This window comes from Pseudoalteromonas sp. 20-MNA-CIBAN-0454 (assembly GCF_040308685.1).
In the GTDB taxonomy this organism is placed as follows: domain Bacteria; phylum Pseudomonadota; class Gammaproteobacteria; order Enterobacterales; family Alteromonadaceae; genus Pseudoalteromonas; species Pseudoalteromonas nigrifaciens.
The window spans coordinates 27,158-41,222 of record NZ_JBEOOB010000029.1; the positions used below are offsets into that span (position 1 = coordinate 27,158).

Annotated in this window: 11 protein-coding genes; 8 read left to right on the forward strand and 3 right to left on the reverse strand. The window is 40.5% G+C overall.

The annotated features are described in order from the left end of the window. Positions 1 to 2 precede the first annotated feature (2 nt). From glyS to AAEZ22_RS13775, 3 genes are all read left to right on the forward strand, one after another. Positions 3 to 2,072, forward strand: a complete 2,070-nt coding sequence (gene glyS / locus AAEZ22_RS13765; protein WP_352297647.1) for a glycine--tRNA ligase subunit beta — start codon at positions 3 to 5, stop codon at positions 2,070 to 2,072. 95 nt (positions 2,073 to 2,167) lie between these two features. Then, the gene (locus AAEZ22_RS13770) at positions 2,168 to 2,620 is read left to right on the forward strand and encodes an early set domain-containing protein (protein WP_011326739.1); all 453 of its coding nucleotides are present in this window, start codon (positions 2,168 to 2,170) and stop codon (positions 2,618 to 2,620) included. A 62-nt stretch (positions 2,621 to 2,682) separates the two neighbouring features. Further along, the gene (locus tag AAEZ22_RS13775) at positions 2,683 to 3,510 is read left to right on the forward strand and encodes a DUF5677 domain-containing protein (RefSeq protein ID WP_350595006.1); all 828 of its coding nucleotides are present in this window, start codon (positions 2,683 to 2,685) and stop codon (positions 3,508 to 3,510) included. A 15-nt stretch (positions 3,511 to 3,525) separates the two neighbouring features. On the opposite strand, the gene tusA is transcribed toward AAEZ22_RS13775, so the two are convergent. The 3 genes from tusA to fadB form a co-directional block, all read right to left on the reverse strand. After that, a complete protein-coding gene (gene tusA, locus AAEZ22_RS13780; protein WP_086996459.1) occupies positions 3,526 to 3,765 on the reverse strand; it encodes a sulfurtransferase TusA in 240 nt (79 codons plus the stop codon). 307 nt (positions 3,766 to 4,072) lie between these two features. Beyond that, positions 4,073 to 5,242, reverse strand: coding sequence for an acetyl-CoA C-acyltransferase FadA (gene fadA, locus AAEZ22_RS13785; RefSeq protein WP_011326742.1), 1,170 nt, complete (start codon positions 5,240 to 5,242; stop codon positions 4,073 to 4,075). A 4-nt stretch (positions 5,243 to 5,246) separates the two neighbouring features. Further along, positions 5,247 to 7,406, reverse strand: coding sequence for a fatty acid oxidation complex subunit alpha FadB (fadB, locus tag AAEZ22_RS13790; protein ID WP_011326743.1), 2,160 nt, complete (start codon positions 7,404 to 7,406; stop codon positions 5,247 to 5,249). 192 nt (positions 7,407 to 7,598) lie between these two features. Between fadB and AAEZ22_RS13795 the strand changes: the two genes are divergently transcribed. The 5 genes from AAEZ22_RS13795 (at position 7,599) to AAEZ22_RS13815 (ending at position 13,831) form a co-directional block, all read left to right on the forward strand. Beyond that, complete coding sequence (locus tag AAEZ22_RS13795; RefSeq protein ID WP_011326744.1) at positions 7,599 to 9,485, forward strand: transglycosylase SLT domain-containing protein; 1,887 nt, start codon at positions 7,599 to 7,601, stop codon at positions 9,483 to 9,485. Positions 9,486 to 9,603: 118 nt separating this feature from the next. Beyond that, on the forward strand, positions 9,604 to 10,926 hold the full coding sequence (gene pepQ / locus AAEZ22_RS13800) for a Xaa-Pro dipeptidase (RefSeq protein WP_352297651.1): 1,323 nt from the start codon (positions 9,604 to 9,606) through the stop codon (positions 10,924 to 10,926). 78 nt (positions 10,927 to 11,004) lie between these two features. After that, positions 11,005 to 11,619: a YigZ family protein gene (locus AAEZ22_RS13805; protein ID WP_179807564.1), complete on the forward strand. Its 615-nt coding sequence runs from the start codon at positions 11,005 to 11,007 to the stop codon at positions 11,617 to 11,619. 49 nt (positions 11,620 to 11,668) lie between these two features. Continuing rightward, complete coding sequence (locus tag AAEZ22_RS13810; protein ID WP_011326747.1) at positions 11,669 to 13,120, forward strand: TrkH family potassium uptake protein; 1,452 nt, start codon at positions 11,669 to 11,671, stop codon at positions 13,118 to 13,120. Between the two features lie 39 nt (positions 13,121 to 13,159). Then, positions 13,160 to 13,831: a flagellar brake domain-containing protein gene (locus tag AAEZ22_RS13815; RefSeq protein WP_089367525.1), complete on the forward strand. Its 672-nt coding sequence runs from the start codon at positions 13,160 to 13,162 to the stop codon at positions 13,829 to 13,831. Positions 13,832 to 14,065: the final 234 nt, after the last annotated feature.

Consider the following 14,065-nt stretch of genomic DNA (forward strand, 5'->3'; position numbering starts at 1 on the left):
GCATGTCAGCACAAAACTTATTAGTAGAAATTGGCACCGAAGAGTTGCCACCAAAAGCGCTGCGTAAATTAGCAGAAGCATTTGCTGCAAACATAACTGCAGAACTAGAGACATTAGAATTAGCGCATCAAGGCGTAAGCTGGTATGCATCACCACGTCGTTTAGGCCTTCGCGTAATAGCGCTTGATGCAAAACAACAAGATAAAGAAGTAGAAAAACGCGGCCCAGCAATTAAGGCAGCGTTTGATGCAGATGGCAATCCTACTAAAGCTGCAATGGGTTGGGCACGTGGTTGTGGTATTGAAGTAAAAGATGCGCAAACACTTGAAACCGACAAAGGCGCGTGGTTGCTGCACCTTGCTAAAGTAGCAGGGCAAGAAACTAAAACGCTGATGGTTGACGTTATTAATAAAGCGCTGGCTAAATTACCAATTCCTAAGCCAATGCGTTGGGGCGCGAATAAAACACAATTTATTCGTCCAGTGCATACGGTAACTATTTTATTGGGTGATGGGTTAGTAACAGGTGAAGTGCTGGGTAAGCAGGTAAGTAACCAGCTTCAAGGACATCGCTTTCATCATCCTGAAAAAATTACCATTAACCATGCAGATGACGTTTTTGATGTTTTAAAATCAGCCTACGTTATTGCCGATTACGAGCAGCGTAAAGCGCAAATTCGAGCGCAAATAGAAGCTGCAGCAAAAGCAATAAATGCGGTTGTAGCCATGGATGAAGATTTACTTGAAGAAGTAACATCACTGGTAGAATGGCCAGTAACATTAACGGCTACATTTGAAGAAGAGTTTTTGGCAGTACCGGCCGAAGCGCTTATTTACACGATGAAAGACGATCAAAAATACTTTCCGCTTTTAGATCAAAACGGCAAACTTTTAAATAAGTTTTTGTTTGTGTCTAACATAGAAAGTAAAGATCCTAGCGTAGTGATTTCGGGTAACGAAAAAGTAGTGCGTCCTCGATTAGCCGATGCGCAATTCTTTTTTGAAAGCGATAAAAAGAAAACACTAGAAAGCCGTTTAGAATCTCTCGATAGCGTATTGTTTCAAAAACAGTTAGGTACACTTAAAGACAAGTCTGCGCGTATTAGCGAGCTTGCCGGTTATATTGCCCAGCAACTTGGTGCAGATAAAGAGCTAGCACAACGTGCTGGTTTATTGAGTAAAACTGACTTAATGACCGAAATGGTGATGGAATTTACCGACATCCAAGGTGTTATGGGAATGCATTACGCACGTTTTGACGGCGAAGCTGAAGATGTAGCACTAGCGCAGAATGAGCAATATATGCCACGCTTTGCAGGCGACAGCTTACCTACCAACTTAATTAGTTGCGCAGTAGCGATTGCCGATAAGTTTGATACCTTAGTGGGTATTTTTGGCATAGGCCAAGCGCCAAAAGGCGACAAAGACCCGTTTGCTTTACGTCGTGCTGCTATTGGCGCATTGCGCATCATGGTAGAAAAAGAGCTACCGCTTGATATTTTAGACCTAGTTGCTAAATCGCAAACCTTGTTTGGCGATAAGCTAACTAATCTGAATGTATCAACCGATGTGTTTGAGTTTATGCTAGGGCGTTTCCGTGCTTGGTATCAAGACGAAGGTATAGAAGTAGATGTAATTCAAGCAGTGCTTGCACGTCGTCCAACTAAACCAGTTGATTTTGATCGCCGTGTTAAAGCCGTAAGCCACTTTCGCACATTAGACGCAGCAGAAGCGCTTGCAGCCGCTAATAAGCGCGTAAGTAATATACTTGCTAAAAACGACATTACCAGCGAAGGTAATGTAGATGAAAGTTTACTAACCGACGACGCTGAAAAAGTACTTGCGGCACAAGTAGCAAAATTTGCTACTGAACTTGCACCACTTTACGCCAGTGGTAATTACCAAGAAGCATTAAGCCAATTGGCTGGTATTCGTCAAAGTGTTGATAGCTTTTTTGATAACGTGATGGTTATGGCCGACGACGAAGCAGTAAAGCAAAATCGTCTGGCGCTTTTAAGTCAGTTAAGCGGATTGTTTTTAGGTATTGCAGACATTTCTGTACTACAAAAATAACATTATTCGATAATGTAAAAAGCCAGCGTTTTGCTGGCTTTTTAGTTTTAATTTTGGTGTATTATTAACCTGAATATATAAAGTAAGGATCTCGAATGAAAAGCCCAATAAAACGTATTTTAACCTTAGCACTTGTTAGTTTTTTAACTGCTTGTTCTACGCAAATAACGCTTGATGATGTATTACCACAACAAAAATTAGATCGTACCGTGTATTTAAGGGGCGACTTTACCTTATGGGATGCAGAGCCACAGTACCAATTTACCCAAGTAGCGCGATCGCTGTATCAAGCAGAAGTTAAATTTTCAACGCCTGGTAAAGTATACGAATTTAAAATTGCCGATGCCGACTTTAGTGAAGGTTACAACTGTGGCTACAGCGATACTCAGCCAGCAGGGCAAAAACTAACACTAGGCCAACCTGCAGTTGCCGACTGTAATACTATTTATAATTACTTTAGCTATACGCCCGCAATAAAAGGCACCTACATAGTAAGTATTGATTACAGTAATTACGACAAGCCACAAGTGACGATAACTAAAAAATAAAGGTTTTAGGTAATAGGTTTTAGGCTCTAGGATTGAGCCTAGGATCAAGAAGGTAGTTTATTATGCAACTTGAGTATGCAACACGAAGTGAGTTTCAAAGAGTTCTTAACGAGGCTGTTTTCTTATTCCAAGAGACATTCAACTCATATTACCAAGACTCGGAGGAGGGGAAGCTACAATACCTTTCTATAAAAAAGTTACTTAATCATTGTCAGAGTATTTCAGTAATTCTAAATGGAACATCATTTGAAGCTATAGAGAATAGCACTCAAATTGACCATGCCTCAGCAAAGGTGCTGCTGAGAAGTGTAATTGAAATATACACAACTCTAACGTCATTATTTTGGTTTGAAGGGAAAGAAGATTTAAGAGAGCTAAAGTTTAGGTTTTTGGTTTATAAATACTCTGGTTTGAAAAGCAGGCAAAAACTAAATCATGATAAAATTACTAGTGACAGATTAAGAAAAAAAATTAGCAAAGAAGAAGTGGATGAAATTGAAAGTCTAAAGAGAATGATAGAATGTAAAGGGTTAGAGTTAGGTAAGGATAAAGTTTATATAAAGAATGTCATAGCAAAAGGCTGGCAGGCTAAACCCATAAATAGAAGACTAGAAGAAACGACATTGCCTAAATGTATTAAAATACAATATTCATATTTATGTGGCTATTCACATTCTGGCTTTGATTCATACATGCAGTTAGCCGAAGATGAAAGTAGTGACATAAGAAAGAAAGCTAGTAAAGAAATGCTCTACTTCTTCACCTCACTTCTGCTAGCTAAGTTAAACCAAACCTTGTTGTTTAATTTAGCTGAAAATGTAGAAGTCAAAACAGATTTAAATGAAACTTATAGGTTATTAAATAAATATGGTACAAATAATTTTGATTAGACCTAGTACTTATTCTTAAAGCCCTTTCTTAACTACATATCTATACGGTGCTGCTTCTGCATCTTTAGCCACCAGCGTGTGATCCATAAACGTACAAAAGCTCGGAATGTCGCGAGTTGTTGATGGGTCATCAGCGGTTATTAATAACGTTTCACCATCATTCATTTTACGAATAGCAGCGCGTACCATCATTACTGGCTCTGGGCAGCGAAGGCCTATGGCATCTAATTGGTGATCGGGGTTATTAAAGCTCATAATAAATTTGCCTGTTTAGTTAAAGCGATTGCTGCACATTAGGGTTTTACATTTTATAAGTTGTAGAGTTTAGCGCAATTTAAAGCGTTATTTAACTATTTTACTCATATCTAAGTTACACATCTTATTTAATTAAAGGACTTAATCAATAGAGCGTGGCAATAACAGATAATACACCCGATCACAGTATTCCAGTTTTTCAATATAACCATATAAAACAACTAAAAATAAACCAATAAAAAAGGCGAACTGCATAAAATCAGTTCGCCTTTTTAATCACCAAGATGGTTTTACATGTTTAAACTAATTAGTCTTGAACACGTTCAAATACAGTGGCAATGCCTTGGCCTAAACCAATACACATAGTTGCTAAACCGTATCGTACATTTTTGTCTTCCATTAAGTGAATAAGCGATGTGCTAATACGCGAACCCGAACAGCCTAGTGGGTGTCCAAGTGCGATTGCTCCGCCGTTTAAATTCACTTTTTCGTCAACTACATCCATTAACCCTAAATCTTTCATTACAGGTAATGATTGTGCTGCAAAGGCTTCGTTAAGCTCAACTACGCCTAAGTCATCAATTGTAATACCTGCTTGTGCAAGTGCTTTTTTGCTTGCTGGTACTGGGCCGTAACCCATGATTGATGGATCGCAACCCGCTACTGCCATTGCTTTAATGCGTGCGCGAATTGGTAAGCCAAGTTCTTTTGCTTTTGCTTCGCTCATTACTAACATTGCAGATGCGCCGTCAGAAAGTGCAGAAGAAGTTCCGGCTGTTACCGTACCCGATGCAGGATTAAACACTGGGCGCAGCTTTGATAGGCCTTCTACCGTTGTTTCTGGACGAATTACTTCGTCGTCTTCAACTAAGATAAGAGAACCATCTGCTGCGTGACCTTCCATTGCTAAAATTTCGCGGCGAAAACGTCCCTCAACAGTTGCAGCTTGAGCACGTTGATGTGAGCGGTACGCAAATTCATCTTGCTGCTCACGGCTAATACCATGCAGTGTTGCTAGGTATTCAGCTGTTAAGCCCATAGAGCCAGCAGCTTGCGCAATGCTTGTTGCTAAACCTGGGTGAAAGTCGTTACCGTGAGTCATAGGTACGTGGCCCATGTGCTCAACACCACCAATTAGGTAAGTGTCGCCAGCGCCAGTCATTATTGCGCGTGCTGCGTCATGCAATGCTTGCATTGACGAGCCACATAAACGGTTAACTGTTACTGCTGGTACGCTATGTGGAATACCGGCAAGTAATGCAGCGTTACGAGCAACGTTAAAGCCTTGCTCCAATGTTTGCTGTACACAACCCCAATAAATATCGTCAATTGATGCTGGATCAACTGCTGGGTTGCGATCGAGTAAGCCTTTCATTAAATGTGCGCTTAAGTCTTCGGCACGTTTATTTTTGAATACGCCACCTTTAGAACGACCCATAGGTGTGCGGATACAATCTACAATTACTGGATTATTCATGATATTAACCTTCCACCTTATAGAAAACACGACCTTCTTCGGCCCATTGACGAGTTTGCTCTGATACTTGATAAATCGCACCTAAGTGAGCATATTTGTCGGCAGTTGCCACAAAGTTAGCTAAACCGGTTTGATCTAAGTAACGGAACGCGCCGCCTCTAAATGGAGGGAAACCAACACCGTAAACAAGTGCCATATCAGCTTCTTGTGGTGATGCAACAATGCCTTCTTGTAAACAAAGTAGTACTTCGTTAAGCATTGGGATCATACAACGGTCAATGATTTCTTGTTTATCGAATGCTTTTTCTGCTTCAGTAATTGGCTTAAGCAGCTCAATTGCAGTTTCGTCATGCGATTTTTTAAGACGACCGCGACGATCTGTTTCGTACTTATAAAAACCAGCTTTGTTCTTTTGGCCAAAACGCTTTTCGTTAGCAAAAATAGTCACTGGGTCTTTATCTGCACGCGCCATGCGCTCAGGGAAGCCATCGGCCATTACGCCAGTACAATGAAAAGCGGTATCAATACCTACAACATCAAGTAAGTAAGCCGGACCCATAGGCCAGCCAAATACGTTTTCCATTACTTTATCTACTTTTGCAAAGTTAGCACCTTCAACTACTAATTTGCTAAAACCTGCAAAGTAAGGGAATAAAACACGGTTTACAAAAAAGCCAGGGCAATCGTTAACAACAATAGGAGACTTGCCTAATTTAAGCGCGTAATCAACTACGGCGTTAATGGTTTTATCAGAGGTTTTTGCACCACGGATAATTTCTACTAACGGCATTTTTGGTACTGGGTTAAAAAAGTGCATACCACAGAAGTTTTCTGGTTTATCTAACGCTTCTGCAAGTAAATCAATACAAATAGTTGAAGTGTTTGAGGTAAGTACCGTGCCCTCTGGCATGGTTTTCTCAAGCTCTGCAAGTACTGCTTGCTTAACTTTAGGGTTCTCTACTACGGCTTCAACAATAATATCGGCACTTTGTAGATCAGAATCATTAAGGGTCGGTTTAATTTTGCTTAGCGTACCAAGCATTTTTTCCATCGACATATGGCCACGTTTAACTTTTTGGCCAAGTAACTTAGAGGCTTCGCCCATACCTAAGTCAAGTGCATCCTGTTGGATGTCTTTCATTATAATAGGTGTACCTTTATAAGCAGACTGGTATGCAATACCGCCGCCCATAATGCCAGCACCTAATACTGCAGCTTGTTTAATTTCTACATCGCTTTGTTTAGCAAGTTTACGTGATTTACCTTTAATGTACTGGTCGGCTAGAAATATACCAATTTGCGCGGCAACTTCTGGCGTGCCTGCTAATTTAGCAAAGTTGGCATTTTCGATTGCCATTGCTTCATCACGAGTACAGTTAGCAGCTGCTTTAATGGTTTTTACAGCCATTACAGGTGCAGGATAGTGGCCTTTAGTTTTAGCCATTACCATGCCTTCAGCCATTGCAAAGCTCATGCCTTGCTCAACACGGTTTAATTTAAGTGGTTGTAGCTTTACATTGCGTTTTGCTTGCCAATCGAGCTTGCCAGCAATTGCTAATTCAAGTGTTGATACACTTGACTCTATAAGTTTGTCAGCACTAACTACTGCGTCAAAAGCACCTACTTTAAGGGCATCTGCTGCGCGGTTAGTAGAACCTGAGGTAATCCACATCATGGCGTTATCGGCACCAATAATACGCGGTAAGCGAACTGTGCCACCAAAACCAGGCATTATGCCAAGGGTTACTTCTGGAAGACCCATTTGTGCAGTTTCGCTTGCTACACGATAATCGGTAGCAAGTACCCACTCACAGCCACCGCCAAGTGCTAAGCCATTTACAGCGCTTAGAGTTGGGAATGGTAAGTCTTCGATAGCGTCAAAAACGTCAGTGGCTTCTTTTATCCAAGTTACTAGTTCTGCTTCAGATCTAGTAAATATAGGTAAAAATTCGAATACGTCGGCACCAATAATAAAGTGTTCTTTATCACTGGTAAAAATCATGCCTTTTATATCAGTATTTGCAGCTAATTGTTTTAATGCTGTTGCGCAATCTGAAAGGGTTTGCTGAGATAGTGTGTTTACAGAAGCTGTAGCACAAAACTTAAACTCGGCGATGTTTTCCTTTATGAAGCTAACTTCAAAGGAATCGCTTTTATATAACATTATTATTCTCCCTAGTTGACGAACTAAGACTGGTACGATGAGTTGCGATTTAATCAGTGTGCTTGCTTTGAATTAAAAATGCAACGAAAAATTTAACTTGGTTACAAAACAGTTGGTTAAAATATAGCTTGTTTGGTGCTATGGTGGAACAAAAGTTTTTGCTTATTATTTTAATTTTATTATGAAGGCATTATGAAAAAATATTTATTAAATGCTATGGCAGCGGTTTTTATTTTCCCTCTTCACTGCGTTGAGGCAAACATCGATAACGATGCATTTTTAGACGCTGAAAAAAAAGTTCGCTATGGTGATTACCAAGACTTTAAAATGGCTATAAGTAATCTTGATCATCCATTAAAGCCTTATGTTGAAAAAGTATATTGGCAACGACATCCCGATATAAAACACCAAGCAGAAATAGAGGATTACCTCACTATTTATCAGCATACGCCGCTAGAGTGGCCAGTGCGTAAAGCATGGTTAAGCTATTTAGAAAAGCATAATAAAAAAGCAGCGTATATTCGCAATTACCGTAAAACCTCTGATACTGAACTGACTTGTACATATTTAGATTATCAACTTGATTTAGGTGCGCCAGAAAAAGCGATATTTAACCAAGTAACTGATTTATGGACGGTAGGCAAGTCGCAACCTAAAGCGTGCGATGGGCTTTTTTCGTTATGGCGTAAAAAAGGCTATATGAGTAAAGAAGCTGTTTGGCAGCGGGTGACTATGGCGGCAGAAGGCGGTACTCAAAGCCTATTACCTTATTTAAAAACATTACTACCCAGTAATGAAGGTTACTTAGCTGATTTATACTTAAAAGTACGCCGCGATCCAAGTGCTGCAGCCGGATTATACAGATACAAAAATAAGTCGGTTAAAGAAGGGCAAATAGCTCTTTATGGTGTAAAGCGTTTAATTTGGCGCGATAAAGAGCTTGCTTTAAAAGCATGGGAAAAGCTAGAGCAAATATTTACTTACAGCGATGCAGCTAAAGCAGATGTGTATTATACCTTTGCACTGTCGCTTGCTTCCAGCGGACATAAACAAGCAAGCTTTTGGCTAAACAAAGTGCCAAAAGATCGCCAAGACAGCAAACTAATTCAGTGGCAACTCGGTAATATGCTTAAAACCCAAGACTGGGAGGGTATTGCAGCCTTTTTTACTGGTAAAGATAACTTAAGTCTTGGCCAGCAATACTGGTTAGCGTACAGCTACGCAAAACGTGGTGAGCAACAAAAAGCAGACGCTATTTGGAAAACAGTAGCAGCTAATCGCGATTATTATGGTTTTTTAGCCGCGGCACGATTAGGGTTACCGGTTGATTTAAATAACCAACCTTTAGTTGTTGATCAGGCGCTTGTTAATAAAGTAAAAAATGCCCCGGGCTACAAGCGTGCGAAAGCTTTTTATGAGCTTGAGCGCTTTACCTCGGCACGTCGCGAATGGAATTACCTAACAAACACCTCGAGTGACGAAGAAAAGTTAGCTGCTTCAATACTCTCCACAGAGCTGGGTTGGCATGACAGCACTATTTTTACACTGGCAAAAATAAAAGCGTGGGATAACGTAGAGCAGCGTTTTCCGTTTGCGTTTCAAGATGTATTTGAGCGCTACAGTAAGCGCAGTAAAATAGACGTGGCGTGGAGTATTGCCATTGCGCGCCGTGAAAGCTCATTTGCCCCCGATGCACGTTCATCAGCAAATGCGCGAGGGTTAATGCAGTTATTGCCCAGTACTGCCGATTACGTAAATAAAGGCAGTGTGTCGAGCCGCCGCTTATATCAACCACAAACAAATATAAGATTAGGTACGCGCTATTTGCAGTATTTAAAAAAGAAAAACCACGGCAATGAAATATTGGCAACGGCTTCATATAACGCAGGGTATCATCGTATTAAACGCTGGTTACCAGATGAAGCTATTCCAGCAGAGCTATGGATTGAATTGATCCCGTATAGAGAAACTCGCGATTATGTTAAAAACGTATTTGCCTACAGGCAGGTTTATCATACGCGTTTACACCGCGAGGGAAATATACTGGCGCCGCTACTCGAAATGAAAATGGGCGGATAATTAATAAAGGTAAGGGGATGCTAATAAGGTTAGATGTTCCCCTTATTTTGAGCGCTTTGGGTATGGATTATGTGTGTGGTAGACTCAAAGCAAGTTAAATACAACAGATGGGTTTATTATGGATAAATTAGCCGTTTTATACGCCGAACATATTGCAACACTGCAACAACGTACTCGTACAATTTGTGAACGTGAAGGGTTAGAGGGATTAGTTATTCACTCGGGCCAAACTAAGCGTCAGTTTTTAGATGATATGTATTATCCGTTTAAAGTTAATCCACACTTTAAAGCTTGGTTACCAGTACTAGACAATCCACATTGCTGGATTGTGGTAAATGGTAGCGACAAGCCTAAACTTATTTTTTATCGTCCGGTTGATTTTTGGCATAAAGTGCCAGATGAGCCGCGCGATTTTTGGGCTGAGTATTTTGACATTGAATTGTTATTACAGCCCGATCAGGTTGAAAAGCTATTGCCCTACGACAAAGCTAACTACGCTTATGTGGGCGAATACTTAGAAGTAGCACAAGCACTAGGCTTTAGTGTTATGAATCCTGAGCCGGTACTAAATTACTTTCATTACCACCGCGCTTATAAAACTCAATATGAGCTTGAATGTTTACGCAACGCCAACCGTATTGCTGTAGATGGCCACAAAGCTGCCCGCGATACCTTTTTTAATGGTGGCAGTGAGTTTGATATTCAGCAAGCTTACTTAATGGCAACTCGCCAAAGTGAAAACGAAATGCCTTATGGCAACATTGTGGCGCTAAACGAAAACTGCGCCATTTTGCACTACACGCACTTTGAGGCAAAAGCACCGCAGCAACACAACTCATTTTTAATAGATGCAGGCGCTAATTTTAATGGCTATGCGGCAGATATTACCCGTACGTATGACTTTAAAAAACAAGGCGAATTTGCAGAGCTAGTGCAAGCAATGACTGCAGCGCAAATAGAGTTAGGTACGGGGTTAAAACCCGGCATGCTTTATGGTGATTTACATGTTGAGTGTCACAATAGCGTTGCACAAATACTTAGCGACTTTGATATTGTTAAGCTACCGGCTGAGGAAATAGTTGAACGTAAAATTACCTCTACCTTCTTCCCACATGGTTTAGGGCATCACCTAGGTTTACAAGTGCACGACATGGGTGGTTTTATGGCTGATGAAATGGGCGCACAACAAGCAGCTCCAGAGGGACATCCATTTTTGCGTTGTACTCGCATAATTGAAAAAAACCAAGTGTTTACTATTGAGCCTGGGCTATACTTTATCGACTCTTTGCTAGGCGATTTAGCACAAACCGATAATAAACAGTTTATTAATTGGCAAAAGGTAGAGTCGTTTAAGCCTTATGGTGGTATTCGTATTGAAGATAACATCATAGTACACGAAGATAGCCTTGAGAATATGACACGAAATTTAGCGCTAGATTAATCACGCGTTAGACTAGCTGTATTATAAAGAGGGGCCTGTTGGCCCCATTTTTTGGTTTATAACTTGGTTCATCAACGAATGTCAGAATATAAATACCCAGCAGCAGATGTTTTTCATCAAGAAGAGATTAAAAAAAGCACCTTTATTGTGCATATTGCACATACCCCAGATTTAAGTTCAGCTAAAGCGTTTATAAAAAGTATTGAAACTAAGTATGCCGATGCACGGCATAATTGCTGGGCTCACGTAGCGGGTAAACCAGGAGGAAGCCATGTGTATGGGTTTTCGGATGATGGTGAGCCAAATGGCACCGCCGGTAAACCTATGTTAAATGTGCTTATGGGCTCAGGGCTTGGTGAAGTTACCGCTGTGGTTACGCGTTATTTTGGTGGTATAAAGCTAGGTACGGGCGGTTTAGTACGTGCTTATGGAGGCACATTAAATAATGCATTAGCTAACTTATCAACGATAAATAAAGTGCCAAGTATTGAGCTAATTGGTAGTAGTGAATACAGTATGCAAGGCGTTATTGAGCAACTATTAAAAACGAAGTATCAAGTGCTTAACATCGATAAGCAATTTACTGCTAATATTGAATGGGTTATTACTATTGATAGCCGCCAAGCGACGCAAGCAATTCAAGATATTTTTGATTTAAGCCACGGCGCGGTTGAGTTAACCATTAAAGAGTAAGACAATATCTTACTCGTTAAACTTACTAATAATAAAAGCGATACGCTAAATGCAATTTCGTACCATTATAAAAATCCTTGGGCAACTTGTTGCACTGTTTAGTATTACCATGGTGCCTCCGGCAATCGTGTCTTTAATTTATAAAGACGGTGGTGGTGTTCCTTTTGTTTTGGCTTTTATTTTTAGTGTCACTATTGGCTTAATGGCTTATTACCCTAACCGCCACGAAGATGGCGATTTAAAAGCGCGGGAAGGGTTTTTAATTGTTGTGTTATTTTGGTTGGTACTTGGCGCGTTTGCATCCTTACCGCTGATATTTTTACAAGAGCCAAACCTATCACTGGCTGATGCGGTATTTGAAGCGTTTTCGGGGTTAACCACCACCGGAGCAACGGTACTAACCGGTATAGAGTACTTGCCTAAATCGGTATTATTTTATCGCCAACAACTACAGTGGTTTGGCGGTATGGGGATCATTGTATTGGCGGTTGCTATTTTACCTATGCTAGGGGTTGGTGGTATGCAGCTATATCGCGCCGAAATACCAGGGCCAGTAAAAGACTCTAAAATGACCCCGCGAATTGCCGACACCGCAAAGCACCTTTGGTATATATATGTGTCAATTACACTTGCGTGTACCTTGGCATATTGGATTGCAGGCATGGATTGGTTTGACGCAATAAGCCATGCGTTCTCAACGGTCGCCATTGGTGGGTTTTCTACTTATGATGCCTCTATGGGGCATTTTGATAGCCCAGTAATTAACTTTATTTGTGTGTTCTTTTTAATTATTGCAGCCATTAACTTTTCACTGCATTACGCTGCGGTAGCAAGTAGAAATATCAGTGTTTATATTCGCGACCCTGAGTTTAAAGTGTTTTTATGTATTCAGTTAGCGCTGGTGGTGATTTGCTTTACCGTGCTTTCGTCTCATGAAGTGTATGCCAATGGCGATGAAACACTCGACCAAGCGCTATTTCATGCTGTTTCAATTAGCAGTACGGCAGGATTTGCCACCGATAACTTTTCGGCTTGGCCATTATTTTTACCAATACTGCTTATATTTTCGAGCTTTATAGGTGGCTGTGCGGGCTCTACCGGTGGCGGTATGAAAGTGGTGCGCGTATTCTTACTATACTTACAAGGCGTGCGAGAGCTTAATAGGCTAGTGCATCCTCGGGCTATATATTCTATCAAGTTAGGCAGCAAAGCGTTGCCAGACAAAGTAGTAGAAGCTGTATGGGGGTTTTTCTCAGCGTACGCATTGGTGTTTATAATTATTATGCTAGCGCTGATGGGAACCGGTATGGATAACATTACAGCATTTTCTGCTACTGCAGCGTGTTTAAATAACCTTGGCCCGGGCTTAGGAGATGTTGCATCGCACTATGGGTCTATTAGTGATGGTGCTAAATGGTTGCTTACCATTGCTATGGTATTTGGCCGTTTAGAAATATTTACTTTATTAGTGCTGTTTACGCCTACATTTTGGCGCGGATAATTTAATTGTTAGTTTATAAATAGTATTAGGGAAAAGGATATGCCAACAACTAACCTAGAAAAGTTACACCAAATAATGTCTGGTGCCATGGTTGATCTTGAAATTTTAACACCAACAGCCAGCAAGCGTGTAAAAACAGAGTTTATAGGTTTGCTCGAAAATCGATTTATTATTTTAAACTATCCGAGCTCAAAGCGCCTGCCTACAGCAAGCGACTACCTGCACGATGGGGTAATGGTGGTAGTAAGAGCACTAATAGAGGGAAGTGGTGGGCAGGTTATCGCTTTTCGTCAGCAAATAATGTCAGTTGCATCTCATCCCGCACGCTTACTTTTTATTAATTACCCAAAGCAAGTGCAGTTATTCGATTTACGCTCGCAAACTCGTATACCTACCTTATTATCGGCCAAGCTAAAACTTAGTGATGACAGGATACTCGACGGGGTAATTAAAGATATTTCGCTAACGGGCGTAAAGTTTGATCTTAAAGACAAAGCCCAGGCCGAAAACATTAAAGGGATGCAATGCTCAATCATCCTCGATAGCAGTAATAAGCAAGTTAAAGACTTTCAGGGAGAAATTTGTAGCGTGAAAGAACACGTTCAAGGTGCTTACTGTGGAATAAAGCTATTAGCCAGCGAAGAAGAAATGAAAAGCTTTATGGGGGATCACTTTATTGACCCTTCAATACTCCAATCAGAAACCGAGTAACTGTACATTTCGCTATTTTGCAACAAAATAGCGATTTATTAAATTTAATTTTAAATAACGCATACCTGCATTGATAAAAATAAAATAATCGATAAAAAACAATTATTTATAAAAATAAAAGCTATTGGTTATTTTCATTTCAAAAATTATTCAGCTGTAACCGAGTTGAATATCCCAGCTAAACAGTCTCCTTACAGTGTGTATTTATAATCTGTGGCGTTTTTTGCTTTTTGT